This window comes from Streptomyces sp. NPDC053069 (genome assembly GCF_044546895.1).
In the GTDB taxonomy this organism is placed as follows: Bacteria; Actinomycetota; Actinomycetes; order Streptomycetales; family Streptomycetaceae; genus Streptomyces.
In genome coordinates, this window is record NZ_JBITZN010000007.1 from 430,257 (window position 1) to 455,766 (window position 25,510).

19 protein-coding genes are annotated in these 25,510 nt (G+C 73.3%); 10 read left to right on the plus strand and 9 right to left on the minus strand.

Annotation, left to right across the window (positions count from 1 at the left end):
• Positions 1–49: 49 nt before the first annotated feature.
• Positions 50–847, plus strand: a complete 798-nt coding sequence (locus tag ACIGXP_RS19260) for an SAM-dependent methyltransferase (RefSeq protein ID WP_363220542.1) — start codon at positions 50–52, stop codon at positions 845–847.
• A gap of 388 nt (positions 848–1,235) precedes the next feature.
• Here ACIGXP_RS19260 and ACIGXP_RS19265 read toward each other — a convergent pair whose 3' ends face one another.
• The gene (locus tag ACIGXP_RS19265) at positions 1,236–1,694 is read right to left on the minus strand and encodes a flavodoxin family protein (protein WP_399769734.1); all 459 of its coding nucleotides are present in this window, start codon (positions 1,692–1,694) and stop codon (positions 1,236–1,238) included.
• A 249-nt stretch (positions 1,695–1,943) separates the two neighbouring features.
• Between ACIGXP_RS19265 and ACIGXP_RS19270 the strand changes: the two genes are divergently transcribed.
• Entirely contained in the window at positions 1,944–2,642 is a 699-nt protein-coding gene (locus tag ACIGXP_RS19270; RefSeq protein WP_399769737.1) for a lipoprotein, read from the plus strand.
• 97 nt (positions 2,643–2,739) lie between these two features.
• Here ACIGXP_RS19270 and ACIGXP_RS19275 read toward each other — a convergent pair whose 3' ends face one another.
• Positions 2,740–4,794 (minus strand): DUF1996 domain-containing protein, encoded by a 2,055-nt coding sequence (locus ACIGXP_RS19275; protein WP_399769876.1) that lies wholly within the window; start codon positions 4,792–4,794, stop codon positions 2,740–2,742.
• A gap of 360 nt (positions 4,795–5,154) precedes the next feature.
• Between ACIGXP_RS19275 and ACIGXP_RS19280 the strand changes: the two genes are divergently transcribed.
• Both ACIGXP_RS19280 and ACIGXP_RS19285 read left to right on the plus strand, forming a co-directional pair.
• Entirely contained in the window at positions 5,155–6,915 is a 1,761-nt protein-coding gene (locus tag ACIGXP_RS19280) for an NlpC/P60 family protein (protein ID WP_399769739.1), read from the plus strand.
• A 214-nt stretch (positions 6,916–7,129) separates the two neighbouring features.
• Positions 7,130–8,494 carry an FAD-dependent oxidoreductase gene (locus ACIGXP_RS19285; protein ID WP_399769878.1) on the plus strand — a complete coding sequence of 455 codons (1,365 nt, stop codon included), beginning with the start codon at positions 7,130–7,132 and terminating at the stop codon, positions 8,492–8,494.
• 155 nt (positions 8,495–8,649) lie between these two features.
• Here ACIGXP_RS19285 and ACIGXP_RS19290 read toward each other — a convergent pair whose 3' ends face one another.
• Together ACIGXP_RS19290 and ACIGXP_RS19295 are read right to left on the minus strand one after the other, a co-directional pair.
• Positions 8,650–9,651 (minus strand): hypothetical protein, encoded by a 1,002-nt coding sequence (locus tag ACIGXP_RS19290; protein ID WP_363219698.1) that lies wholly within the window; start codon positions 9,649–9,651, stop codon positions 8,650–8,652.
• Positions 9,648–10,043 (minus strand): PadR family transcriptional regulator, encoded by a 396-nt coding sequence (locus ACIGXP_RS19295; RefSeq protein WP_363219699.1) that lies wholly within the window; start codon positions 10,041–10,043, stop codon positions 9,648–9,650. The genes ACIGXP_RS19290 and ACIGXP_RS19295 overlap by 4 nt, the downstream gene beginning before the upstream one ends.
• Before the next feature lie 330 nt (positions 10,044–10,373).
• Between ACIGXP_RS19295 and ACIGXP_RS19300 the strand changes: the two genes are divergently transcribed.
• Both ACIGXP_RS19300 and ACIGXP_RS19305 read left to right on the plus strand, forming a co-directional pair.
• Positions 10,374–11,636, plus strand: coding sequence for a hypothetical protein (locus ACIGXP_RS19300; RefSeq protein WP_399769741.1), 1,263 nt, complete (start codon positions 10,374–10,376; stop codon positions 11,634–11,636).
• Positions 11,637–11,773: 137 nt separating this feature from the next.
• Positions 11,774–12,061, plus strand: coding sequence for a DUF1232 domain-containing protein (locus ACIGXP_RS19305; protein WP_363219696.1), 288 nt, complete (start codon positions 11,774–11,776; stop codon positions 12,059–12,061).
• 277 nt (positions 12,062–12,338) lie between these two features.
• On the opposite strand, the gene ACIGXP_RS19310 is transcribed toward ACIGXP_RS19305, so the two are convergent.
• On the minus strand, positions 12,339–13,757 hold the full coding sequence (locus ACIGXP_RS19310; RefSeq protein WP_399769743.1) for a hypothetical protein: 1,419 nt from the start codon (positions 13,755–13,757) through the stop codon (positions 12,339–12,341).
• Positions 13,758–14,008: 251 nt separating this feature from the next.
• On the opposite strand from ACIGXP_RS19310, the gene ACIGXP_RS19315 reads away from it, so the two are divergent.
• Both ACIGXP_RS19315 and ACIGXP_RS19320 read left to right on the plus strand, forming a co-directional pair.
• A complete protein-coding gene (locus ACIGXP_RS19315) occupies positions 14,009–16,519 on the plus strand; it encodes a SpoIIE family protein phosphatase (protein WP_399769745.1) in 2,511 nt (836 codons plus the stop codon).
• Between the two features lie 59 nt (positions 16,520–16,578).
• Positions 16,579–19,329, plus strand: a complete 2,751-nt coding sequence (locus tag ACIGXP_RS19320; RefSeq protein WP_399769747.1) for a SpoIIE family protein phosphatase — start codon at positions 16,579–16,581, stop codon at positions 19,327–19,329.
• 172 nt (positions 19,330–19,501) lie between these two features.
• On the opposite strand, the gene ACIGXP_RS19325 is transcribed toward ACIGXP_RS19320, so the two are convergent.
• Positions 19,502–19,735, minus strand: a complete 234-nt coding sequence (locus tag ACIGXP_RS19325) for a hypothetical protein (protein ID WP_363219570.1) — start codon at positions 19,733–19,735, stop codon at positions 19,502–19,504.
• Positions 19,736–19,819: 84 nt separating this feature from the next.
• Entirely contained in the window at positions 19,820–21,667 is a 1,848-nt protein-coding gene (locus tag ACIGXP_RS19330; protein ID WP_399769750.1) for a glycoside hydrolase family 15 protein, read from the minus strand.
• A 197-nt stretch (positions 21,668–21,864) separates the two neighbouring features.
• Between ACIGXP_RS19330 and ACIGXP_RS19335 the strand changes: the two genes are divergently transcribed.
• Complete coding sequence (locus ACIGXP_RS19335; RefSeq protein ID WP_351246755.1) at positions 21,865–22,071, plus strand: hypothetical protein; 207 nt, start codon at positions 21,865–21,867, stop codon at positions 22,069–22,071.
• 155 nt (positions 22,072–22,226) lie between these two features.
• On the opposite strand, the gene ACIGXP_RS19340 is transcribed toward ACIGXP_RS19335, so the two are convergent.
• Positions 22,227–23,357 (minus strand): molybdopterin-dependent oxidoreductase, encoded by a 1,131-nt coding sequence (locus tag ACIGXP_RS19340; protein WP_399769754.1) that lies wholly within the window; start codon positions 23,355–23,357, stop codon positions 22,227–22,229.
• A gap of 133 nt (positions 23,358–23,490) precedes the next feature.
• Here ACIGXP_RS19340 and sthA point away from each other — a divergent pair, with 133 nt between their 5' ends.
• A complete protein-coding gene (gene sthA, locus ACIGXP_RS19345) occupies positions 23,491–24,891 on the plus strand; it encodes a Si-specific NAD(P)(+) transhydrogenase (protein ID WP_399769757.1) in 1,401 nt (466 codons plus the stop codon).
• 66 nt (positions 24,892–24,957) lie between these two features.
• Here sthA and ACIGXP_RS19350 read toward each other — a convergent pair whose 3' ends face one another.
• Positions 24,958–25,434 (minus strand): DUF5709 domain-containing protein, encoded by a 477-nt coding sequence (locus tag ACIGXP_RS19350; RefSeq protein ID WP_399769760.1) that lies wholly within the window; start codon positions 25,432–25,434, stop codon positions 24,958–24,960.
• Between the last annotated feature and the right edge of the window lie 76 nt (positions 25,435–25,510).

The following is a 25,510-nucleotide window of genomic DNA, read 5'->3' on the forward strand; positions in this document are numbered from 1 at the left end:
CGTCCGGCGTCGCGAGCCATCAACCCCCCACTTTTCCTGGAGAGCCGACGTGACAGACACCGGATTCAGCCCGGAGCGCATCGACACCGGCAAGCCGCACTCGGCGCGGATGTACGACTGGTACCTGGACGGCAAGGACCACTACCCCGTGGACGCCGAAGCCGCACAGCGGGTGCTGGAGCTGTTCCCGGGTGTCAAGGACACGGCCTGGGCCAACCGTGAGTTCATGCACCGGGCCGTCCGCTTCGTCGCCCGCCAGGGCGTCGACCAGTTCCTGGACGTGGGCACCGGGATCCCCACCGAGCCGAATCTGCACCAGATCGTCCAGGCCGTCACCCCGAGCGCCCGTGTCGTCTACGCGGACAACGACCCGATCGTGCTGCGGCACGCCGAAGCCCTGCTCCACGGCACAGCCGAGGGCCGTACCGCCTATGTGCACGCCGACGTCCGGGAACCGGAGCGGATCGTGGAGTACGCCCGCGAGCACCTGGACCTCACCCGGCCCGTCGCCCTGTCACTGATCGCGCTGCTGCCGTTCGTCACCGACGAGCAGGACCCGCACGGCGTCGTCCGTACGCTGCTGGACCCCCTGCCGTCCGGCAGCCACCTGCTGCTGTCCCACGGCAGCGGTGAGTTCGACCCGGAGGTCCGGGAGCGGGTCGTGGCGGTCTACCGCGCCGGCGGCACCCCGGTCCAGGCACGCTCGCTCACCGAGGTGACCCGCTTCTTCGACGGCCTGGAGCTGTACGAGCCGGGGGTCGTGTCGGCCCCGCACTGGCACCCGGAGCCGGGGATGCGGGTCCGCGAGGAGCAGCCGGTGTACGTCGGGGTGGCCCGCAAACCCTGATGCGGTGGGTCCCGGGGTACGGGTTCTCGACCTCGGTCACCGGGTGTACGGCACCGATGCCATGCCCTGCACCGGCCGGTCGCTGTCGGCCGGTGCAGGGCACCTGGACGCGCCGGACCTTCACCGAGGAGGCCACCGTCGGCCTCTTCGTACGACCGCTCGCCGACAGCCCCGGCAGCGGTGCGGGCCGGTCCCGTGACGCCGGGGCACCGCGCCGCCACCTCACCCGTGCGGCGGCCGAACGGGTCCACCGAGGGGAACGGGGCGGGCGGCACCGGAATCACCGCCAGGAGGTGGGGCCATCATCGGTCCGGGCAGCGGAGGCCCGGGCTCCCACCGGCGCGCTCGGTCGGCCCCCGGTGCCCGCGCCGACGGGCCCGCCCGGCCCTCACGCCTGCGGCATCAGCCCTGCCGCGACCGTCGCCCCCAGCTCCCAGCACGCCTCCGTGTCGGCCTTGCCGGGCTCGCCGGTGACGGTCACCGCGTCGGCCGCACGGCGCCAGCCGAGGCCGGTGGTGACGGCCTCGATGGCGCGGACGGCACCGGTGACGTCACTGCCGCCGTGGACGTAGTAGCCGAACGGCCGGCCCCGGGTCTCGTCCAGGCAGGGGTAGTAGATCTGGTCGAAGAAATGCTTCAGCGCGCCGGACATGTAGCCCAGGTTCGCCGGGGTGCCGAGCAGATAGCCGTCGGCTTCCAGGACGTCGGCGGCGGTCGCGGACAGGGCCGCCCGCCGGACGACCCGGACGCCCTCGATCTCCGGTGTGGTGGCGCCGGAGACGACGGCCTCGAAAAGCGCCTGGCAGTTGGGCGACGGGGTGTGATGGACGATCAGCAAGGTAGGCACACCCCGCACCCTGCCGTGCGCCCGTGTCCTCTCGCAAACGGCGGGCGCGGCGGGCGGCGCGGCGGGGTGGAGCCGGTGCACGGGAGGGACGGGAGGGGCTGCCGTGACCGGTACGGATGCACGCATGTCCGGTCCTCTCCCGAGCCGCTGCCTCACCGACCGACCGGCCCGGCCGGCCCGAAGAAGGGCGTTCGGCGTTGCCGGTGCCCTCGGTTACAGTGACGCCCCTGAACAGGAGGGGAGAAGGACGTGCAGGTCGGGGTGGGGTCCATGTGGGGCAGAGTGGTCATGGCGGTGGCGCTGGCGGCGGTGCTCGGCGGGTGCGCGGAGTCGGCGGACGGTCCCGGGAAGAGCGCTTCCGGCGCATCGCCGAGCGCCCGGAGCGAGGGGGCCAGGGGGACGGCGACGGCGAGCGGCGGTGCGATCGGTGCGACCGGTTCGAGTTGCGAACTGCCCGTCCGTTTCGACATCGCCAAGGGCTGGAAGGCCAAGCCGGTCGACGCCGAGAAGGAGCTGTCGAAGACCTCGAAGGGCTCCGACGGCGACCTGAACGGGGCACTCGCCGACGCCTTGCTGCGTCAGGGCCCGGTCACCACGGCCTGCGAGATCGACGCCAAGCCGGCGGGCCACATCGGCTTCCTGCGCGTGTGGACCGGCAAGCCGGGGGATGCCGACGCGGGCGCAGTGCTGCGCCGGTTCGTCGCCGCGGAGGACAACGTCAGCAAGGAGAAGTACCACTCCGTCAAGACCGGCGGCGGGCTGAGCGGCGTGGAGGTGGAGTACCTCTACACCAGCAAGCTCCTGGAAGAGACGAAGAAGGAGACCGCCCTCGCGGTCAGCACGCCCGACGGCCCGGTCGTCCTGCACCTCGGCGGCATGGACAGCGAGGAGCACGACGCGATGCGGCCCGCGTACGAACTCGCCAAGCAGACACTCATGCTGAGCTGAGAACACCCGCCGGGCAGCACTCATCCCACGGTCGTCGACCGGCCCGTGGAGCCGGGCCGGTCGTGGACGTCGCGGGCGGCGGTGCTGACGGCGGCGGTCAGTAGCGCAGGCGCCTGGCCCGGAGCAGCATGATCAGGCCCGACAGGGCGAGCAAGCTGCCGAGGACCGCGGGCCACACATGCGCCCCGGTCTCCGCGAGTGCACCCTGCTTGCCCTGCGGCTGCGCGGAGGCGGGCGGGACGTGTCCGGCGGCGGTGGCCTGCGCGGGCGCGGACTGGGTGGGCGGGGACTGGACGGGCGTGGACGTCGGCGTGGGCGGTGCCGGCTCGGTGGAGCTGCCCTGCTTGGAGGGCGTGTGCTGTGTGGTGCCGCCGTTCTGCTGGGAGGGCCGGTCCTGGTGCGCGGGCTGGTCCCCCTTGGTGGGCTGAGCCGGCTTGGCGGACCGGCCTTGCTCGGCGGGGTCTTCCTGCTTCGCGGGCTGTTCCTGCCGGGTGGAGCGGTGCGGAGTGGTCGTCGCGTCGGTCCTCGGCCTCTCGGTGGGCCGGGCCGCCGAGGATGCCGGCGCGGAGGTGGCGGTGCCGCCGGGCTGCTCCGTCGCACCCTCGCCCGGGGCGACCGTCGCACCGCCGCCCGGGGCAGCCGTCACACCGCCGCCCGGGGCAGCCGTGGCACCGGAGCCGGAACTCGCCGTGGGCGCCGGCGTCGTACCGGAGCCGTCGCCGCCGCGGCCGCAGGTGCGGCCGGAGTTGATGCAGTCGACCATGTCGCGCATCAGGTCCTCGTCGAAGACGTTGATGAAGTCACCGTGATCGGTGACGGGCTTGTGCAGTTGCTCGGGGAAGGAGTCGACCGCGAAGAGCGGCACCGTACGGCCGCCGTCCTGCAGGCTCGGCGCCTTGACGTCGTAGACGATGCGCTGCACCAGCTGCGGAATGGGGCGGAAACCGGCCGGACAGGAGCCGTCGGCGGCGGTGAAGGCCACATGGGTGCGGTGGTTGGCGCTGTCGATGTTGCGGCCGTCCCAGCAGCTCTGGAACCGGAAGGTGCGCACCACGTCGCTGCCCGGCGGGCACAGCGGGTACTTGTCCTTCAGCTGCCGGTCCTCGTAACCGGTGCAGCTCCAGGACGCGTTGGCGTTGCCGGGCCCGTTGACGAAGGCCTTGGCGTCGCCGGTGATGATGCGCAGGAACCGTGGCATGGCGGTGACCTTGGCGTGCGGGTTGCCCACGAACGTCAGCGTGACCTGCTTGGGCGTGACGATCCGGCCCGCGTTGCCCTCGGTGCCGCCGCCCGGGGATCCGGCGTCGCGTTCCTGCGTGCCGTTCTGCAGGCGCAGCACCGGCCAGTAGTACGTGGACCTGTCGCCCTGGTCGGCACAGCTCGTGTCGGCCTTCGCCAGGTCGTCGTCGCCGGCGAAGGCGTTGTTGCCCTGGTTGCCGACGTAGTCGTGGAAGTGGTGGGCACCGTTGGAGACGCCGGGGGCGACGATGACGTTGTCGGAGTTGAACAGGCCGTTCGCGTTGACCCCGCAGTCGGAGGAGAAGGTGCCGCGCGAGGCGTCGGCCTGCTGGGGCGGGGCCGGCAGGCCGGGCTGTACGGAGGTGATGTCCGCGTAGTCGGAGACGACCGGTCCGTTGCCGCCCTGGCCGGCGCCTGTCTGCTGGGTGCCCCCGGTCGGGGTGGCGGTGGTCTGAGCGCCGTCACCCGCACCGCCGCCGGCCGGCCGCAGGGTGCAGGCGGCCAGGGCGTCCAGGCCCTGCGGGCGCTCCCCCGCCCGGCCGAGGGCGTCGGCGATCCGACCGATCGCCGCGGCCCGCTGCTCCTTCAGCGGGTTCATGATCGTGTCGTCGACGGAACCGGAGGCGTGCCCCGTGGCCTGTCCCGTGGCCTGCCCGATGACCTGCCCCGACTGCTGCTGGAGCTGCCGGTACGCCGCCGCCGACTGCCGGTCCAGCAGGGCGAGTTCGCGGTCCACGTCGGAACGGGCCGCGTCCGGTACGGCGGTCAGCCGGCTGCCGACATCGGGGCAGTCGATCGTCGCCATGCCCGCGGACAGGACATGGCCGGTGCCGTTCGCACCGGACCCGCCACCCCAGCCCTCGGTCGCCGAGGCGTAGACGTTCGCCACGACGAGGCCACCTCCGCCCAGCATCAGGGCGACCGCTGCGAAGGTCGCGCGTCGTGCGCCCGTCGGGCGTCTGCGGTTGTTGCGTGCCAAGGTCGTCCCCTGTGTGGTGTGTGCGCCGGTCGGGCATGGAGCTCCCCGGCTTCATACGGAAGGCGGCGGCGATGTGTTCAACGGCTTCGAGAATTCATCGGTATCTCACAGGGAAACAGGGGTCTCTCCCTTTCCCCTTCGAACGTCACCACGAACATCACAAATACGTATCGGACATTCCACGCCTCAACCTTCACACGAGGTACACACGTTGGTTAGGTTGACGCGAGGCCGCCCGGCGCTCGACGGAGCCGGACGAGACGGCCCAACTGCCCTGCGGGGCAAGGAAGGAGCATGTCTTCCATGGCGCCGGAGAGCCGCGACGAGGTTCCGCAGCGGGACGAGGTCCGGCAGCGGATCAACTCCCTCTACGATCAGGCCGAGAACGCGACCGGGAACTACAACGCGACCCGGGCCATGGCCTCGGTGACGCGCTCGCGGGGCGTTCCGCTGGCCAAGCGGTCGGGCCGGCGGCCGGATCCCGCTCTCGACGAGGTCGCCCGGCCGTGGTTCGACATGGCGCGCGCCAAGCTCGGGCCGACCGTACCCGCCGTACTGCCCGCCGACCGGCTCCCCGACCGTCCGGCCACGGGCCGTTCCCTTGGCCGGATGGGCGGTGGTGGTCCGGGCGGCACACCGGACGCGCTGGGTACGGGTCTGCCGGCTCGGCGGTCCGAAGCGTTGGAGCGGGCCGCCGACCGCGCGGTGGCCGAGCTGACGGCCGGCCCGGCGCCGGACCCCGAGCAGCTCGCCCGGGCTGCGCGAGAGGGCGGACGTGCCGCGCTGCCTGCTCCCCGGCGGCCTGAACTGCCCGGTGCAGCCCGCGAGTTGACCGGTCTGGCCGGAGCGGCAGTGCGCGGCGCGAGCACACCGGAACTGACGCTGCCCGGCCCCGCGGCCCTGGTGGGTACGCAAGCGCAGGCAGTACCGGCCGACCTCGATGCACCGCGGCCGGTGCCGGGGATTCCCGGGCCCGGTCTTCCGGTGGAGCCGGCCGGCCCGGGGCCCGTCGAGACGGCGGTCCTCCCGGTGACCGGGCCGCCGGCGCCCCAGGACAGTCCGGCGCAGGAACCCTGGGCGCTCCCCGGCCCCACCGCGCCGGGCCGCCCCTCCCCCGCCGCGTCCAAGGCCGCCAACCAGCGCAAGCTCGCCGCCGCCAGCGATGTGATCTCCCGGTACGCCGCCCAACTCGTCGGCGCTCTGGCCGTACCCCCCGCGTCCGCCACGCCCATGCCGCCCGCGTCGGCCACGACGGCATCGCTCACTTCCGTTCCGGTCGCACCACCCACGCCGTTCACGGCCACACCGCCGACACACACACCGGCCATGCCGGTCGAGACCACACCGCCGACACCCATGACCACCACGCCGGCCATGCCCGACCCGGCCACACCGCTCGCGCCCCTCGCGGCCGAGCCGCCCGCTTCCCTTTCGCCCACGCCGCCAACCCCCTTCGCAGCCGCGCCCGTTCCACCCGCACCGCCAACCGCGCTCACCGCCGTGCCCGTCCCGGCCGCACCGCCCACGCAGTCCCCCTCGGACCCCGGAACCGGTCAGTGGCAGCAGCCGCAGTGGGCGTCACCGGACGGAGCGGTGACCGCGACGCCGGCCGAGGACACCTGGTCCACCTGGTCGGCCGGCGGGGCCTCCGGGACCGGTACGGGTTCCTTCACGCCCCTCCCCGAGTCACCCGGGGCCGCGCGGGCCGCCAAGGCCATCGCGTTCGCTCGGGCGCAGATCGGGAAGCCGTGCGTATGGGGTGCGACGGGGCCGGACTCGTACGACTGCTCCAGCCTCACCCAGGCCGCCTGGAAGGCCGCCGGGGTCACGCTGCCGCGCGCCGCGCACCAGCAGGCGCTCGCCGGCACCCCGGTCACCCTCGCCGGAATGGAGCCCGGTGACCTGGTCCTCTTCTTCGACGACGACCGGCACGTGGGCCTCCATGTCGGCGGCGGCATGATGGTGCACGCGCCGGGCCCGGGATCGTCGATACGGGAGGAGTCGGTCTACGGCGCCGGAGAGTCGGCGATCCACCGGATCGTGCGACCCGCCTGACCGGCCCAGGGACCTTCCCCGGGGTGGCTGTCGACGCATCCGCCACCGCCCGTCACCGCCACCGCCGTCCCCGCGCCCCGGGCCATAAGGCATCGCTGGGCACCTCATAAGATCCACTTATGAGGTCATAGACCTGACCCCCGTACCAACTTAGGCGTGCCTTAGTTTAGGCTCCTTGATCGAGTCGCCATCCACGCTCGAAGGGAACCTGATCATGCCGCGCCCCCTGCGGGTAGCCATCGTCGGAGCCGGTCCCGCCGGGATCTACGCCGCCGACGCCCTGCTCAAGTCCGAGGTGGCCGCCGACCCCGGTGTGTCCATCGACCTCTTCGAGCGCATGCCCGCCCCGTTCGGCCTGATCCGGTACGGAGTCGCCCCCGACCACCCGCGCATCAAGGGCATCATCACCGCCCTGCACCAGGTGCTCGACAAGCCGCAGATCCGCCTGTTCGGCAACGTCGACTACCCGACCGACATCAGCCTGGACGACCTGCGCGCCTTCTACGACGCGGTGATCTTCTCCACCGGCGCGATGGCCGACCGTGAACTGTCCATACCCGGCATCGACCTGGACGGTTCCTACGGCGCAGCCGACTTCGTCTCCTGGTACGACGGCCACCCGGACGTGCCCCGTACCTGGCCGCTCCAGGCGGAGAAGGTCGCCGTGCTCGGCGTCGGCAACGTCGCGCTCGACGTGGCCCGCATCCTCGCCAAAACAGCGGACGAGCTGCTGCCGACCGAGATCCCGCCGAACGTCTACGACGGTCTGAAGGCCAACAAGGCCCTGGAGATCCACGTCTTCGGCCGCCGTGGCCCCGCCCAGGCGAAGTTCAGCCCGATGGAGCTGCGCGAGCTGGACCACTCGCCGAACATCGAGGTCATCGTCGACCCCGAGGACATCGACTACGACGAGGGCTCGATCGAGACCCGGCGCGGCAACAAGCAGGCGGACATGGTCGCCAAGACGCTGGAGAACTGGGCGATCCGTGACGCCGGCGACCGGCCGCACAAGCTGTTCCTGCACTTCTTCGAGTCCCCGGCGGAGATCCTCGGCGAGGACGGCAAGGTCGTCGGCCTGCGCACCGAGCGCACCGCCCTGGACGGCACCGGCAACGTCAAGGGCACCGGTGAGTTCAAGGACTGGGACGTCACGGCGGTGTACCGCGCGGTCGGCTACCTCTCCGAGAAGCTGCCCAAGCTGCCCTGGGACCTCGAAACGGGTACGGTCCCGGACGAGGGCGGCCGGGTGATCGAGGAGGGCGGCTCCCCTCTGCAGTCCACCTACGTCACCGGCTGGATCCGGCGCGGCCCCATCGGTCTGATCGGCCACACCAAGGGGGACGCCAACGAGACCGTCGCCAACCTGCTGGACGACTACGCGGGCGGCCGGCTGCACACGCCCGCCTCGCCCGACCCGCAGGCCGTGGACGCCTTCCTCGCCGAGCGCCAGGTCCGCTTCACCACCTGGGAGGGCTGGTACAAGCTGGACGCCGCCGAGCGGACCCTGGGCGAGCCGCAGGGCCGCGAGCGCGTAAAGATCGTCGAGCGTGAGGACATGCTGCGGGAGAGCGGGGCGTAAGTCCGTACTCCGCAGGACTCAAGAGGGGGCGGGCGCCAGGCGCCGGCCCCCTCGCGAACGGCGGCGTTCCGCGGGCGGCAGGGCAGCAGGGCAGCAGGGCAGCAGGGCAGCAGGGCAGCAGGGCATGGTTGCGCATGCACCGGCGCCGAGGCAGCTCAGCGTGGAGCGAGCTCTCGGCGGCCGGCCACCGCCAGGACCACGGTCAGCAGGGCGAGCGCCACCGCCTGGGCGATGTCGCCGCGGAGATACCCGGCGGCCTCGGGCAGCCCGAGCCACGGGTACAGGGCGGCGATGCGCACGGCCAGGAGGAGCAGGCCGAGCACGGCGAGGGCGAGCGCACCGCCCGGCGCGACCCGCTCCGCACGGCGCACGCTCCACAGCAGCCAGCCGAGGGCGCCCGCGACGAAGCAGTTGCCGGGGCCCCACACCAGGTCGGCGGCGCTGGGCAGCAGCACCTGGGACGCGCCCGTCACCACGCACGCCGCCATGAAGACCAGACCGGGGGTGCCGGCCGGCAGCCGGGCCGGCGGCGCGTCACGGTGGTGGGCGGCGCACAGCACGAGGGCCGGCAACCATGCGAGGAGCGCCAGCGTCACCACGAACGCGGGCTCCGTGATGACCGTCGCCCCGGTCAGCGAGGACACCAGCGGCCACAGGGTGGGCAGTGCGGCCACCAGGACACCGGTCCGGGCGAGACGGCGACGGCCGTACAGCAGACCGAAGTAGGCGGCCGTCCAGCCCAGCGGCAGGATCCACTGGGCGAGGGCGACCGTTCCGCCGAGGAGCCCGTGGTCGGTGAAGTCCGAGAGGAGCACCCGCCGTTCAGCACCTCCGCGGGTGAACGACCAGGTCAGCTGCAGGATCGGTGCGACGACGGCGGAGGCCGCCAGGACCAGGACGGCGGCCAGCGCGAAGAGCCGGGCGCCCGAGCCGAGCAGGACGTAGGGACGGGGCGCCCCTGCCGCGCCGAGGCGGCTGCGCACCGCCAGGGCGGCGATGCTCGCCACCTCGCCGAGCGTGGGCCGGCTCTGGTCCTGTGTGTCGCGGTCGAGGTCGCCCAGGTACGTCTCGACCATCTCCTCCTCCCGCTCGCGCCGGTAGTAGGCGGGGAGCAGGCGCAGGACGGCGCGGTAGCGGGCCTCCAGCAGCGTGGTCATGCGTAACCTCCGGCGAGTCCGGGTGCGGTGGGGGGTTCGAGCCCGGACCGGCCTTCGGCCGCGGGGCGGACGGCGGTGCCGGCGCGGCGGCCCTCGGCGATGCGCCGCTTGGCCGCGCCGGCGCCGGCGGCCATCCGCTCGGCCTCCGCGTCCAGGGCCGCGACGCCGTCGTCGGTGAGCCGGTAGTAGCGCCGCAGCCGGCCCTGCTGGACCTCTTCCCGGTCCAGCACGATGAGGCCGTCGGCGGTGAGCCGGTCCAGCACTCCGTACAGCGTGCCGACCCGCAACTGCACCTCTCCCCCGGACAGTTCCTCCGTCTCGCGCAGGATGCCGTAGCCGTGCCGGGGCTGGTCGGCGAGCGCGGTGAGGACGAAGAACGCCGCCCGGGTCATGCTCTTCGCTGTCATGGAGCCAGAATATATCGGCTGCCGATATATATCGACGGGCACGGCACCGCATACCCCGTGAACGGGGCCCGCCCCTGAGCGGATGGGCGGGCGGACCCCGTTCGCCCGCCCATTCTGGGCGGCATACGACGGCACGACCACGTGTGAACAACGGCCGGCCGACGCATGCCCCACGCGCCCCGGGTGAACGGCGCGCGTCCCGTGCGCGGGGGTGTGCAAAATCCGCCACGCGCCGCCTCCCGGCCCCGGACGACGTGACGCGCGGGCCAGCGGTGATACTGGGAGACGCACCCGCCCCCATCAGCAGATTGGCTCATGTCGAACTCCGCCACCGACCGCGCCACCATCCCGCAGACCCTCTGGGCGGCCCGGGGCCGCCACACCGGTCCCGCCCCCGAGGAGGTCGTCCGCCGCACCCTGCGCCGGCACAAGGAGAACGGGGACATCGACGACTTCACCGAACCCCCCGCAGGCGAAGCGCCCGAAGCCGCACCCCCCGTGGTCCCGGACGCGGGCCTGCGGGTCTTCGAGGCACGCTGGCGGGCCGGCGGCACGGTCACCGTGCGGGCCCGGCTCACCCTTGTGGCGCGCGAGAGCCGGCCCCAGGGGCACGAGTGGCGGCTCGTCGCGGAGGCCGAGCGCCCCTGGGACGAGGCGTGGCCCTCACCGGCGACGCTGTTCTGGCCCGCGGACGGGACGGGCGAGGACGGCTCCTGGGACCATCACGCCACGCTCGCCGGGGTGCGCTTCCGGCAGGTCAACCCGCTGCCCGCGGACGACAAGGAGATGCGGCGCAGGCTGCGCGAGGCGGCGCGCGAGGCGTGGTGCGTCAACGTCGTCGTGCACGAGGCGATGACCCCGGACGAGCAGGGCCGGCTGCCGCTGGCCCGGCTGCTGCCGCCGGGCCTCAGGCACCGGATCGTCGAGCACCGGGCCGCGCCGCACCAGTTCCGTGCCGTCAACTGGGCGCTGAAGGACCTCGGCGTCGAGGTGCCGCGCGGCGGCGCCGTACTGCTGCCTCCGGATCCGGCTCCGGATGGCTACGACGGCCACGAGCACCGCGTGCGCAGTGTCTTCCTGGACGGTTCCGAACCGGCCGAACTCGTCGCGGCCCTGCGGCACTTCGCCGCCCTGCCCCGGCCGCTGCCGCGCGAGGTGCAGGAGGCCCTGACCGACCTGCGGGAGAACTGGACCCTGATGACCCTTCAGGAGGAACTGGAGCGTGAACGGCGGCTGGTCGCCGTGTACGCCGAGGCGCTGGAGGCGATGACGAAGTCCCGGGACCTGTACAAGGAGGCTGCCGAGCAGGCCCTGGAGGCCCTCGCCGCCTACCGGGACGTCCCCGCCCCCGCCCTGCCGCAGCAGCGGCCCGAGCCGCGGACGCCGGGTGCGCTGCAGCCTCTGACGCGGACGTTCGAGCGGCTGAGGTCCGCGGCCAAGGCCCGCCGCCCTGCCCCGCCGGCCCCGCAGGGCCCCGCCGAGGACGTGGACGGAACGGAGCGGCAGTCGTCACCGCCGGTCCCGCCGACCGGCGGCCCGCGCGGGGACGGTCACGACGGCTCCCGGGCTCCACTGTGACCGCACGGTTGTGACTGCAACGGTTCTGAGACTGCACGGTGGTGACCCGGTTTGGGGTCGGAGTTGGCGCACACCCTGTCCGTAGGAGCCGGCAGTCGTCGTAGCCGTCTCTTCGGAGGCCGGAAGGAGGAGGCCGGATGGATTCCGCCACCACCCTGCTCGTGATCGGCGCCGTTGTCGCGGCCGTGCTGCTCGTCGTCGCCATCGGCCTGCTCGTGCGGCTGGTGCGCGCCCGTCGCATGCTGCAGCGGGCCGGGCTGCCGACGGGGCCGCGCTGGGTGTTCTGGGGCGCCGTCGCCTATCTGCTGCTCCCCACCGACCTGCTACCCGACCCCGTCTACCTGGACGACATCGCCGTCCTGCTGCTGGCGCTGCGCAGCCTGCGCGCCGCCCGACCGCTGCCACCCGGTCCGACCGAGCCCTGAACGGTGGGGCTTCGAACGGCCGGGGCGCCCGCCGACACCGACCCGGCCCCCTACCTGGAGCGGGCCCGGCCGGTCCGACGCCGCCGCACGGCTCGCCGACGGCGTGCGGCGGGGCTGGGCCGGTGTCCACGCCGATGATGTGGCGATGTGCCTGGAGGTGGACGCCTTCCCGTTCGCCCCGGCGGCCGCCCGGGTGGACGGTCGTCCGGTACTGCGCCCGGTGAACGCCGGGAACGTGGCGCCGGGCCGGACGGACCGGCGCGCCCCGCGGTCCGGGTCAGCCCGCGCCCGCACGGCGGGCGTCGCTCGCCACCAGGGTGCCCAGCAGCACCGCCAGGGCCGCGAGCGCGGCCACTGCTGCCGTGGTGTCGGCAAGCCACGGCGGGGCCAGGGTCGCATCCCAGGACCGGGACGGGTCGGGCACGCCGGACCACCTGCCGAGCAGCTGTCCGGCGGCGAGCGCGGCCGTGAGGCCGAGCGCGGCGGTCGCCGTGACGAGCCGGGCCTGCGGCGACCGGGCGGGCAGCGCGAGGGCCAGCAGGACGCACAGGACCGGGCCCAGGACGGTGGCCGGGAGGACACCGTGGGACGGTCCGGGCCAGGAGCGCGGGGCGTGGGCCACCCCGCACAGGAAGACCAGCACCGCGGCGCCACGCACGCCCCACGGGGGAGCCAGGGAGCTCCAGGCGTCCTGGCCCTGGCCCTTCGCCGGGCGAAGCTGCACCGGCCGGCCGTTGGCGGGCCTGCCCTCCGCCGACCGGTCCGGCCCCGGCTCCGACCCCGGCCCCGGCTCCGGCCCGCCCCTCCCGCCGGTGGCCGCGGGGGTGCCGTCGGGCGTGGCCGAGGGGGGTTCGGCCGGGGAGGGTTTGGCCAAGGAGGGGCCCGCCGAAGCCGGTTCAGCCGAGGCGGGGCGAGCCGACGCGAGGGCGGCGGATGCGAGGGCGGCGGGATCGGGGTACGACCGCTCGGGCAGCGGAGTCTCACTCGGCGAGGTGACGGGCGGCGGCGACGCAGGCAGCGGGGGCTCGAACAGGAGGGTCTCGTGGCCGGGACGGTCCGCGGCCAGCCGGGCGATCAGCTCGGCGAGTTCCTCGACGGGCCGGTTGGCGGCCGCGGCCTGCAGCGCGGCCTGACCGCAGTGGGGTTCGACGGACGCACGGTGCAACAGCTGCACGAGTCGGGCGACCTCGTCCAGCGGCCGGCGTTCGGCGGCGGCCCGGATCACCTCGTCGGCGCTGCCGGTGTCCCGCGGCGGCTCGGTCAGCAGGGCCACCAGGCGGGCGAGGTCCTCCACGGGCCGGTCGACCCCGATCGCGCGCAGCGCGTCGGCCGTGGCCCGGGGGTGCTCGGGCGAGTTCTCCAGCAGCGTGATGAGCCGGACGACCTCCTCGAGCGGGCGGTCGGCGACGGCCGCGCGGACCAGGCCCTGCAACGGATCGTCGTACGGAAGATCGCCCTGGCGCGGGGCACCGTCGTCCGGGGTGTCTTCGCCCGGCCGGTCGGCATGCGCGGTGCCGGCGTGCGTGGTGCCGGCGGACAGCTCGCGGGGGCCGTCGGGAGGACTCTCGTCGGGCGATTGGGGAAGCGGCTCCGGCGGCGTGGCCGGCCACGTCAGGAGCTGGGGGGACGGGGTGAGGACCGGCACGGAGGGTATGAGGGCCTCGTGGGGACGGGGGGACGGAGAGGGGGTCGTCATCTCGGCTCCAGTCGCAGGGTGCGGCAGCGGCTGCGCCCCCGCACACGGCCGCGGCATTACGCAGTCCATTACGCAGTCCATTACTAGGAGCCGGTGGGTGGGCCCGCCACTCCGGTGCGGCACTGGTGTGAGACGGTCGGTCAGCGCGGACTCCGTCGGCTCACCACCCCCTCCCAGGTGCGTCGCATGGTCCTCGGGGCGCATTCTTGCTGTGTCATCCACCCGAAGGCGCACGGGACGAGGCAGGGGCGATGGCTGACAGCGGTGGCGAGCAGGTGGTCCGCACGCGGACCCGGCTGGCCACACTGCTGGCCGAGGCCTCGACCGGCGCGCTCGGCGCGGCCGGCGGCCGGGTGGCGGGTGTGTATCTACGGTCCGGTACCCCCGGCCTGCTGCGTCTCGCGGTGCTCGCGGGGCTGCCCGGTCCGCTGTTCCGGCCCTGGTGGCGGCTGCACGTCGGCCGTCCCTTCCCGGTCGCCGACGCCTATCGCCTCGGTGTGCAGGTGGTGCTGCCCAACGCCGCCGAGACGGTGCGCAGGTATCCGCAGTTCGCCGCGGGTCTGCCGTTCCCGTTCGGGTCGGTGCACGTCCCGGTGCCGGGCGGGAGCGAACCGCTCGGGGTGCTCACGGTGCTGCGTCCGGCGGTCGCGGACACGGCGGACGAGCTGCTGGACCCCGAGTTGCTCGCCCGGCTGGCCGAAGGACTGGGCGCCGAGCTGCTCGCACTCGCCGACGGGAACGCCGGCGCGGTCGTCTGGGACGGCGAACCGCTGTGCGTACGGCCGCCCGCGAGCCGGCCCGCGCAGACGGTCGTGGCGCGGTTCGACTGGGATCCCGAGAGCTGCGCGGTACGCGCGGACGAGCGGTTGCACGGCCTCCTCGGCATACGTCCCGGTGACGTCGTGGGGAGTGACGAGGCGCTCGCGGACGCCGTGGCCCCGCACGACGCGCACCGCATCCTGGCCGCGCTGCGCGACACCGCCGCCGGGAAGCCGCCCGCGGTGCCCCTGTGCCTGCGGGGGCGGGACGGCACACCGCGGCTGCTGCATCTGTGGCCTGCTGCCGGGGAAGGGCCGGTGGAGCGGGTCGGCGGGGTGGTGTTCGAGCCCGGTCCCGCCGCCTCCGCGGAGGGCGCGGCCGATCTGCTGCCGCAGGGCGTGTTCTGCATGGACCGGGTGGGTCTGATCGTGTACGCCAACCAGGCCGCGGCCCGGCTCGCCGGCCGGGAGCGCGAGTGGCTGCTCGGGCGGCCGCTGTGGGAGGCGATGCCGTGGCTGACCGGTCCGCCGTACGACGACCATCTGCGCGGCGCCCTGCTGGCCACGGAGCCCGTGCACTTCCATGTGCGCCGTCCGGCCGGCGACCGCGCCGAGCCGGGGGCGGGCGACTGGCTCGCCGTGTCGGTGCATCCCGGTGAGGACCTGCTGACCTGCACGCTCGTCCCGGCCAGCCGCATGGACACGTCGGCCCAGCCGGTCGTCGAGGAGCATGTCCCGGAGGACACCGCGGCGGCCGACCACTCGATGGCCCCGCTGTACCGGCCGATCGCCCTGGCCATCGCGCTGACGGACGCGGTGACCGCCCGGCAGGTGTCGGCCGTGGTGATGCAGGAGCTGCTGCCCGCGTTCGGCGGCCGGCGCCTCGCCATCTACCTGCTGCAGGAGCGGCATCTCTACCTTGCCTGGGAGACCGGCTTCCCGCAGGGATTCCTGGCACCGTTCGAGGGCATCGGGCTCGACGCGCGTGTGCCCGGCGTGGAGACCCTCACCACGGGCCGGCCGCTCTTCTTCGAGTCGATGCAGCAGATCGCGTCCGCCTACCCGGGTATCCCGCTGGACGCCGACGAGGGCGCCCGTGCCTTCCTGCCGCTGATCGCGTCCGGCCGGCCGGTCGGCTCCTGCATCCTCGGTTTCGAAGGGCAGCGCAGCTTCAGCACCGAGGAGCGTACGGTCCTCACCGCGCTCGCCGGGCTGATCGCGCACGCCATGGAGCGGGCGCAGCGGTACGACAGCGAGGCGGCCCTCGCCCGCGGTCTGCAGCAGGCTCTGCTGCCCCGCCGGCTGTCGGCACACCCGCAGGTGGAGACCGCGGGCCGGTATCTGCCGGGGACACAGGGCATGGACGTGGGCGGCGACTGGTACGACGTGGTCGAGGCCGGTGACGGGCTGGCGCTGGTGATCGGTGATGTGCAGGGGCACGGGGTGCAGGCGGCGGCCACGATGGGGCAGCTGCGCAGCGCGGTACGCGCGTTCGCGCTGGGCGACCGGCCGCCCGACGAGGTGATGAGCGGCACCAACCACCTGCTGATCGACCTCGACCCCGGTCAGTTCGCCAGCTGCTGCTATCTGCGGCTGGACCCCGCCACCGGCCGGGCCCGGATCGCCCGGGCGGGGCATCCGCCGCCGCTGCTGCGCCCGCCCGGCGGACCGACCGGGGTGCTGGACGTCCCGGGCGGTGTGGTCCTCGGTGTGGACCCGCAAGCCCGTTACCCGGTGACCGAGCTGGTGCTGGAGCCGGACGCGATCCTCGCCCTGTACACGGACGGACTGGTGGAGCGGCCGGGCGCGGACATCGACGACGGCATCACGGCGCTGCGGCTGGCGCTGAACAGGGCAGGGGCAGCGGCCGGGCGGCGGGGCGGCCGGTCGCTGGCCGGGGTCGCCGACCGGCTCACGGCCACCGCCCGGCATGCCGCCGACCGCCCCGACGACGTGGCACTGCTGCTCGCCGCCCGCCGTTCGGCTCCCCCGAGTCACCGGTGACCGGATCGCCGCGGGCCGCAGTCTCGCCTGACGGGGCCGGGCAGTGTAGACATGGGCACATGGTGCGACTGCCCGGCAGGCCTGCGACTCGGCCGCCCCGTCCTTTCGGGCACGCGCGCGCACCGCAGGGCCCGGGGCCCGACGGCCCGGGCGGGAACGGCGCCCGGCCCGGGATGCTGCGGTCGGCGGTGACCGGGCGCAGCGTCGCCGGGCAGGTGTTCGTCCTCCAAGTGGTGATCGTGCTGCTGCTGGTCGTCTCGGCGGTGGTGGCGCAGGTGCTGCAGGTGCGGCACGACAGCGATCTGGAGGCGCAGAACCGGTCGCTCGCCGTCGCCCAGACGTTCGCGAACGCGCCCGGCACGGTCGCCGCGCTGCGCTCGCCCGATCCCACGGCCGTGCTGCAGCCGCGCGCGGAGGCGACCCGTAAGGCGACCGGCGTGGACTTCGTCGTCGTGATGAACACCGACGGCATCCGTTACACGCACCCCAAGCCCGACCGCATCGGCAAGAAGTTCGTCGGCACGATCGGCCCGGCGCTGGCCGGGGGCACGGTCACCGAGCACGTCACCGGCACGATAGGCCCGCTGGTGCAGGTCGTGGTGCCGGTGAAGGACGCGGGCGGCAAGGTGGTGGGCCTGGTGTCGGCCGGGATCACCACCGCGCATGTGGGCGGGGCCGCCGCCCAGCAGCTGCCCCTGCTGCTCGCGGCGGCAGCGGCGGCGCTCGCGCTGGCCACCGCGGGCACGGCCCTGGTCAGCAGACGGCTGCTCCGCCAGACGCACGGCCTCGGACCGTATGAGATGACGCGGATGTACGAGCACCATGACGCGGTGCTGCACGCGGTCCGGGAGGGTGTGCTGATCGTCGGCGGCGACGGCCGGCTGCTGCTTGCGAACGACGAGGCGCACCGGCTGCTGGACCTGCCCGAGGACGCCGAGCTGCGCAGCGTGCTGGAGCTGGGTCTGGACAGTGAGACGGCGGCGCTGCTGGCCTCGGGCCGGGTGGCCACGGACGAGGTGCACCTGGTCAAGGACCGGCTGCTGGCCATCAACCAGCGCCCCACCGACCTGCGCGGCGGCCCGGCCGGCAGCGTCACCACGCTGCGCGACTCCACCGAACTGCGCGCTCTGTCCGGCCGTGCGGAGGTGGCGCGGGAGCGGCTGAACATGCTGTACGACGCCGGGGTGGGCATCGGTACCAGCCTGGACGTGACCCGTACCGCCGAGGAACTGGCCCAGCTGGCGGTGCCCCGGTTCGCGGACTTCGCCACCGTCGATCTGTTCGACGCGGTGCTGCACGGCGAGGAGCCGAGGCCGGGCACGGCGCTGCGCCGCGCCGCCTGCGTCGGCATCCGCAAGGACGAACCCCTGTACCCGGTCGGCGAGCGGATCCGGTTCGTGGCCACCTCACCGCAGGCGCGCAGCCTGACCACCGGGCAGTCGGTGCTGGTGCCCCGGCTGGGCGATGCTCCGGGCTGGCGCGCACAGGACCTGGAGCGCACCGACCAGGTCCTGGCGTACGGCATCCACTCGCTGATCACGGTGCCGCTGCGGGCGGGCAGTCTGGTGCTGGGCGTGGCGAACTTCTGGCGCGCCGACAAGCCGCAGCCGTTCGACGCCGAGGAGCTGGCCCTCGCCGAGGAGCTGGTCGCGCGGGCGGCGGTGTCCATCGACAACGCCCGCCGGTACACCCGCGAGCACAGCATGGCGGTCACCCTGCAGCGCAGTCTGCTGCCGCGCAGCCTGCCCGAGCAGGGTGCGCTGGAGATCGCCTACCGCTATCTGCCGGCGCAGGCCGGGGTGGGCGGCGACTGGTTCGACGTGCTGCCGCTGTCCGGTGCGCGGGTGGCGCTGGTGGTGGGGGACGTGGTGGGGCACGGGCTGCACGCGGCGGCCACCATGGGCCGGCTGCGTACGGCGGTGCACAACTTCTCCGCGCTGGACCTGCCGCCCGATGAGCTCCTCGGGCTGCTGGACGAGTTGGTCGGCCGGATCGACCAGGACGAGACCGCGGCGGACGGCGCCGCGGCGATCACCGGCGCAACCTGTCTGTACGCGGTCTACGACCCGGTCGCGCGGGTCTGCACCCTGGCCCGGGCCGGGCATCCGCCGCCCGCGCTGGTGCACGCCGACGGCCGGGTGGAGTTCCCGGAGGTGCCCGCGGGGCCGCCACTGGGGCTGGGCGGGCTGCCGTTCGAGACGGCCGAGCTGGAGCTGACCGAGGGCAGCCGGCTGGTGCTGTACACCGACGGGCTGGTGGAGGACCGCGAGCGGGACATCGACGAGGGGCTCGACCTGCTGAGCGAGGCTCTGCGCGGCACGCCGGGCGCCTCGTCGGAGGAGACCTGCCGTGCCGTGCTGGGCCGGCTGCCGGCCCGGCCGAGCGACGACGTCGCGCTGATCGTCGCCCGCACACGGGTACTGGGCCCCGACCGGGTCGCCGAGTGGCAGGTGCCGTCCGATCCGGCGGCGGTGTCGGAGATCCGGTCGTCGGTGACCCGGCGGCTCGCCGACTGGGGCCTGACGGAGCTGGACTTCACGACGGAGCTGATCCTGAGCGAGCTGGTCACCAACGCCATCCGCTACGGGCGCGGCCCGATCGGCGTACGGCTGCTCCGCGACCGCACGCTGATCTGCGAGGTCTCCGACCGCAGCACGACCTCGCCGCACCTGCGGTACGCGGCGACCACCGACGAGGGCGGCCGGGGTCTGTTCCTGGTCGCCCAGCTCGCCGACCGCTGGGGCACCCGGTACACCCGACAGGGCAAGATCATCTGGGCGGAACAGCCCCTGCCCCGACCCCAGCCCTGACACCCTGTCCAGCCCCGGACGCCGGGCCAGGAGACGGAACGGGTCCGGTGGGCGACAGCGCGCAGTGCGCGTGCCACACCACCGGACCCGTCGCTTCACCGGACCCGTTCGGACCCGTCCCGAGTTCCCGAACCCGTTCCGGGTTCGCGGTTCGCCTGAGTGGAGGAGGCGGTCAGGCGCTCAACCGCGAGCGCAGCAGCTGCTTCCCCATCTCGGCGCCCTTGCGGCTGTCGGCCTGTGCCTTGTGGAACAGGTCCACGAGCTCGGTGTCATGCTCGCGTTCGGCGTCCTGGATGTACGTCTCCAGACGCAGGGCGTTGTCCAGGCACGCCTCGACGTACCAGATCAGGTCGTAGTTCTTGTCACGCGTGCCGGTGACGCCACCGGTCTCGCTGGTGCTGGTCATCGGGCCTCCTCCTTCTGCGGACCCTGTGTATGTCGTCCTTGGCAGGCACCGGGTACCCGGGCGACCTGGCGGTACACAGCCGAGTCAGCCCAGCGCGCGGTCGAGGTTGAACGCGGCACTGATCAGGGACAGATGGGTGAAGGCCTGCGGGAAGTTGCCCTGTTGCTCGCCGGTGCGGCCGATCTCCTCCGCGTACAGGCCTAGGTGGTTGGCGTAGGTGAGCATCTTCTCGAAGGCGAGCCGGGCCTCGTCGAGCCGGCCGGCCCGCACCAGGGCCTCGACGTACCAGAACGAGCAGATGGAGAAGGTGCCCTCGTCGCCGCGCAGTCCGTCGGGGCTGGCCTGCGGGTCGTAGCGGTAGACGAGGGAGTCGGAGACGAGGTCCTCGGTGAGGGCGTCCAGGGTGGACAGCCACTTGGGGTCGGTGGGGGCGATGAACTTGGCGAGCGGCATCATCAGCAGGGAGGCGTCCAGGACGTCCCCGCCCTCGTACTGCACGAAGGCGCGCCTGCGCTCCGACCAGCCGCGGTCCATGATCCGCCGGTAGATGGCGTCCCGGGCCTGGCGCCAGCGCCGGTGGTCGGCGGGCAGCCCGCGGTGGGTGGCGAGGCGGATGGCCCGCTCGATGGCGACCCAGCACATCAGCCGTGAGTACAGGAAGTTCTTGCGGCCCCCACGGGTCTCCCACACGCCCTCGTCGGGCTGGTCCCAGTGGTCGCACACCCAGTCGACCAGGTGGCACACGTCGTCCCACTGGCCGCTGGAGATCGGCTGGGCCCACTTGTCGTAGAGGTAGACCGAGTCGATGAGCGCGCCGTAGATGTCCAGCTGGAGCTGGCCCGCCGCGGCGTTGCCGACCCGGACCGGGGCGGAGCCCAGATGGCCCTCCAGGTGCGGCAGTACACGCTCGGGCAGATCGGCGCGGCCGTCGATGCCGTACATGATCTGCAGCGGGGCGGAGGCGGAGCCGTCGCAGGGCGTGATGTGCGTGGTCAGGAACCGCATGAACGCCTCCGCCTCGCCGGCGAAGCCGAGCCGCAGCAGCGCGTAGACGGCGAAGGCGGCGTCGCGCACCCACACATACCGGTAGTCCCAGTTGCGCTCGCCGCCCAGTTGCTCGGGCAGGCTGGTGGTGGGGGCGGCGACGATGGCGCCGGTGGGGGCGTAGGTGAGCAGCTTCAGGGTGAGCGCGGAGCGGTGCACCATTTCGCGCCAGCGGCCCCGGTACCGGGACTGGTGCAGCCAGCGGCGCCAGTAGGCGACCGTGGCGTTGAACTCGTGCTCGGCCTCGGCGTGGGCGCAGCCGCGGGGGACCACCGCCGCGCCGAGCTGGTCCAGCGCGAACACCGCGGTCTCGCCCTCGGCGAGCTTGAAGTCGGCGCGCGCGTCCCGGGCGTCGCACTCCAGGACGACCGTGGAGGTGAGCGCCAGGGACCGCTCGGCGGACTCGAAGACGACGGTGCCGGCGACGGTTTTCAGGGTGTGCGGGACGGCGCCATAGCCGAAACGGGGGGCGACCAGCACCCGGAAGGGCACGGTGCCGCGGACGCACACCACGCGCCGGATCAGCCGGTGCCGCCCCGCCTCGCCCGTGCCGGCCGGGCCGTCGGAGGTCACCGGCATGAAGTCCTGCACCTCGCCCACGCCGTCCTCGGTGAAGAATCGGGTGATCAGTACGTTGGTGTCGGGGAAGTAGAACTGCTTGGTACGCGCGGGTACGGCGGCGGCCAGTTCGAAGCAGCCGCCGCGCTCGGCGTCGAGGATCGCCGCGAAGACGCTGGCGGCGTCGAAGGACGGACAGCAGTACCAGTCGATCGTGCCGTTCGTCCCGACCAGGGCCACACTGCGCAGATCGCCGATGAGCCCGTGCTCGGCGATCGGCAGATAGCGGGGACTGGGGCGGACGTCCTCGGGAAACGGGGTCTCGGCCATCTGCGGCCTCCCGGTGAGTGGTGCGAGATGTTTTCCAGCTTAGGAGCGAGTGCTTTGCCGCGGGCTGGGAAGGCGCTCGTCACCCGCTTCCCGGGCGCCTGGAGATGCAGGGTGCGCGGATGCGGGCAATGGTGAGAGTGTGCCCCGTTCGGCGGCACCGGCACGGATGCGGTCATCCGGACCGAGGAGGAGGCATCATGTCGACATCCACACCTGACGAGTCCCGGTCGTCCGACGACCACTGCACCCCGGACGCCCTGCTCCACTCCGCTCCCTCCCGGGACATCACCCCGGAGGACCTGGTGATGGCGGCGGGCAGGGACGTCAACCCGAAGAACCTCGCCTGGGCACGACGCAAGATGGAGAAGGAGGGCCCGACAGCCATCGAGAGGCTGCTGCCGTAGGGCGGTCCGGGGAATCAAGGGCTCATGTCAAACGGGGGCATCCAACGGGGGCACAACAGCCGACCTGAAGGGGCGCGGGGCCGTGTGCGACATGCGGCCCTGCCGCCGGGCGCGAGTACCACACACCACCCGCACCCGCCATCGGGCACAAGGCCCTACGGCGAAGAGGCGTCGACACAGACGACCCGCAGCCAGCTCACCCCGTTGTTGGCAAAGCCACCGCGGCTCCAGCGCTGAGCAACAGGCTGGGTATGACCACCCGGGTCGGTCGCACGCGCGCCGACGAGATACTCGTTGGGTGACGCGTCCCAGTCGCAGTGCCAGGCGCGCCAAGCCCATCGTCGCCCCTGCCGGACCGGGTCGAGGACGGTCGGCTGCCAGCTCCCACCACCGTCCGTACTGACCTCCACCGACGAAACAGGCACGTGACCGGACCAGGCACGGCCCCACAGCGGCACCGGCCCCGGCCGCACCACCCGCGTGCGCGACATGAAGTCGGGAAACCCCGGAGGGACGAGCAGCGCACGCGGCGCGATCCGCGTGACCGGCTCGCCCTCCTCGTCGGCGGTGCGCCGGATCCGGTAGGCGACCGACTGCTGGAAGCCGGTGAACGGTACGTCGCTGACGGTGACCGAGCGCAGCCACTTCACCTGGGCCATGCCGTACCAGCCGGGCACGATCAACCGCAGCGGCCGGCCGTGCTGCGGCGGCAGCGGCGCGTCGTTCATGGCGGTGGCGACCAGCACCTCGGGGTCGTCGCCGACGGCCACGGCGAGGGGCAGAGCGCGCTGGTAGTCCTGTTCGACACCGCGCTCGATCCCGTGGTCGGCGCCGGTGAAGACGACGTCCACGGCCGCCGGGTCCGCACCCGCCTCCCGGAGCAGCAGCCTGAGCGGTACGCCGGTCCAGTCCGCGGTGCCGACCGCCTCCACCAGCCAGGGCTGGCTGACCGGCCGGGGAGTCAGCAGCGCCCGTCCGTTGCCCGCGCACTCCAGGGTCACCCGGGTGGTGACCTGGGGGAACGACAGCAGATCGGCGAGGGACAGATCGAGTGGCGTACGCACTCGTCCGCCGACGGCCAGCCGCCAGGCATCGGCGTGCGGCACGTACGGGATGTCGTAGTGCGTGAGGACGTAGTGCAGTCCGGGCGGGGTGATGTCGTAGCGGAGGGCTTCCAGGGGCAGACCGTGGTTGCGGGTGGCGAGCGCGAGTTCGTCGGCGCCGATCCCCTCGTCGGGGCCGGCCAGCCGGGCGGGAGCGCTCAGGTCACGGGGTCGCTGGCCCATGGCGTCATTGTCCTCCCGGGGCGCAGGAGGGGCGAGGAGAGCGGACGCCGGTGTCAACTCCCTCAGGTTCCGAGGGATTTCGACGGTGGCGACGCCTTCCGGAGCGGGCCGGAGGGCTGTCAGACTCCCGAGGGTGCCCGACTTCGACATGCTTGTCATCGGATCCGGACCCGGCGGTCAGAAGGCCGCCATCGCCGCGGCCAAGCTCGGCCGCCGGGTCGCCGTCGTCGACCGCCCCGACATGCTCGGCGGGGTGTCCCTGCACACCGGAACCATCCCGTCCAAGACCCTGCGCGAGGCGGTGCTCTACCTGACCGGACTCACCCAGCGTGATCTGTACGGGCAGAGCTACCGGCTGAAGGACGACATCACCGTCGCCGATCTGACCGCGCGCACCCGGCACGTCGTCGCCCGGGAGGTGGACGTCGTCCGCAGCCAGCTCGCCCGCAACCACGTCACCGTCCACTCGGGCACGGCCCGCTTCGCCGATCCGCACACCATCGCCCTGTCCGAGCTGTCCGGCCGGGAACGGCGCCTGAGCGCCGGGCACATCGTCATCGCCACTGGCACCAGGCCGGCCCGTCCGGACAGCGTCGAGTTCGACGGTCGGACGATCATGGACTCCGACAACGTGCTCTCGCTGGAGCGCGTGCCGCGGTCCATGGTGATCGTCGGCGCGGGGGTCATCGGCATGGAGTACGCCTCGATGTTCGCGGCGCTGGGCAGCAGGGTGACCGTGGTGGAGAAGCGGCCCGGGATGCTGGACCTGTGCGACGTCGAGATCGTGGAGTCGCTCAAGTACCACCTGCGGGACCTGTCCGTCACGTTCCGGTTCGGCGAGACCGTCGCCGGGGTCGAACGCCGTCCGCGGGGCACGCTCACCGTGCTGGAGAGCGGCAAGAAGATCCCGGCGGACACGGTGATGTACTCGGCGGGCCGGCAGGGCCTGACCGAGGAACTCGACCTGGCCAGGGCGGGGCTGGCGGCGGACGCCCGCGGCCGGATCCCGGTGGACGAGCACTACCGCACCGAGGTGCCGCACATCTACGCCGTCGGTGACGTCATCGGCTTCCCGGCGCTCGCCGCGACCTCGATGGAGCAGGGCCGCGCGGCGGCGTACCACGCGTGCGGGGAACCGGCCGGGCGGATGCACCGGCTGCAGCCGATCGGGATCTACACCATCCCGGAGATCAGCTTCGTCGGGCGGACCGAGGACCAGCTGACCGAGGACCGGGTGCCGTTCGAGGTGGGCGTGGCCCGGTACCGGGAGCTGGCCCGGGGGCAGATCATCGGTGATGCGCACGGCATGCTGAAGCTGCTGGTGTCCCCGGTGGACCGGACGCTGCTCGGGGTGCACTGTTTCGGTTCCGGTGCGACGGAGTTGATTCACATCGGGCAGTCCGTGATGGGGTGCGGGGGGACCGTGGACTACCTGGTCAACGCGGTGTTCAACTATCCGACGCTGGCGGAGTCGTACAAGGTGGCCGCGCTGGACGCGACGAATCGGCTCCGCCAGGTCGACCGGCTGGGGTAGCGCCGCCCCGGTTGCTGTTTCGCAGCCCGGCGCGCCTTCATGCGGGACCACCGGGCCCGGCCGGGCTCAGGTTTCTTCGTCCACCACGTGTACCGCTGCCTCTTCGGCGCCTGCCGCTCCGCCGTCGATGCCCACGTCACGCGCGACCTCCTCCTTGACCGTGTCGGGGTGGGCGCCCTCGTCGGGTGCGACCAGGCGGCCCGCCCGGGACTCGCCGGCCTCGGGGTCGAGGGGTTCGCCCTCGCCGCCGGGCAGGTCGCCGATGTCGTCGCCGGCTGCCGGCTGGGCGTCCGGTACCTCCTGGGCGAGCCGTTCGCCCAGGGTCTCCCCCTCGTGCTGCTCGGCGGCGGTGGTGCCCTGCCTGGTGACGCCGAGGGGGCGTTCCGGCGGGGAGTAGCCCTCGTCCAGGATGTCGTCGTAGGTACGCTCGTCGACCGCGTCCTGGAGGTCCAGGGGACCGGCGTCCTCCTGTTCCTCGTTGGTACCGGTGGGCTGGTAGGCGTCGTCCGCCATCGGGGTCTGTCCGGACTGCTGGTCGCTCATGGTCGCCTCCTTCGCGGCTCGCGGGCGGTCCTCGTCCGCGTTTCCCGCAGCCGGGTGGTTAACCCCGCCGGTGCCC

What these genes read in the sequence shown, in the direction of transcription:
- ACIGXP_RS19275 (WP_399769876.1), bottom strand. Translation starts at nt 4,794, where the DNA reads ATGCTGGGCGGAGGTGGCCTCGTCGTGGCGAACGTCTACGCCTCGGCG.
- ACIGXP_RS19280 (WP_399769739.1), top strand. Translation starts at nt 5,155, where the DNA reads ATGTCTTCCATGGCGCCGGAGAGCCGCGACGAGGTTCCGCAGCGGGAC.
- ACIGXP_RS19285 (WP_399769878.1), top strand. Translation starts at nt 7,130, where the DNA reads ATGCCGCGCCCCCTGCGGGTAGCCATCGTCGGAGCCGGTCCCGCCGGG.
- ACIGXP_RS19290 (WP_363219698.1), bottom strand. Translation starts at nt 9,651, where the DNA reads ATGACCACGCTGCTGGAGGCCCGCTACCGCGCCGTCCTGCGCCTGCTC.
- ACIGXP_RS19295 (WP_363219699.1), bottom strand. Translation starts at nt 10,043, where the DNA reads ATGACCCGGGCGGCGTTCTTCGTCCTCACCGCGCTCGCCGACCAGCCC.
- ACIGXP_RS19300 (WP_399769741.1), top strand. Translation starts at nt 10,374, where the DNA reads ATGTCGAACTCCGCCACCGACCGCGCCACCATCCCGCAGACCCTCTGG.
- ACIGXP_RS19305 (WP_363219696.1), top strand. Translation starts at nt 11,774, where the DNA reads ATGGATTCCGCCACCACCCTGCTCGTGATCGGCGCCGTTGTCGCGGCC.
- ACIGXP_RS19310 (WP_399769743.1), bottom strand. Translation starts at nt 13,757, where the DNA reads ATGACGACCCCCTCTCCGTCCCCCCGTCCCCACGAGGCCCTCATACCC.
- ACIGXP_RS19315 (WP_399769745.1), top strand. Translation starts at nt 14,009, where the DNA reads ATGGCTGACAGCGGTGGCGAGCAGGTGGTCCGCACGCGGACCCGGCTG.
- ACIGXP_RS19320 (WP_399769747.1), top strand. Translation starts at nt 16,579, where the DNA reads ATGGTGCGACTGCCCGGCAGGCCTGCGACTCGGCCGCCCCGTCCTTTC.
- ACIGXP_RS19325 (WP_363219570.1), bottom strand. Translation starts at nt 19,735, where the DNA reads ATGACCAGCACCAGCGAGACCGGTGGCGTCACCGGCACGCGTGACAAG.
- ACIGXP_RS19330 (WP_399769750.1), bottom strand. Translation starts at nt 21,667, where the DNA reads ATGGCCGAGACCCCGTTTCCCGAGGACGTCCGCCCCAGTCCCCGCTAT.
- ACIGXP_RS19335 (WP_351246755.1), top strand. Translation starts at nt 21,865, where the DNA reads ATGTCGACATCCACACCTGACGAGTCCCGGTCGTCCGACGACCACTGC.
- ACIGXP_RS19340 (WP_399769754.1), bottom strand. Translation starts at nt 23,357, where the DNA reads ATGGGCCAGCGACCCCGTGACCTGAGCGCTCCCGCCCGGCTGGCCGGC.
- ACIGXP_RS19350 (WP_399769760.1), bottom strand. Translation starts at nt 25,434, where the DNA reads ATGAGCGACCAGCAGTCCGGACAGACCCCGATGGCGGACGACGCCTAC.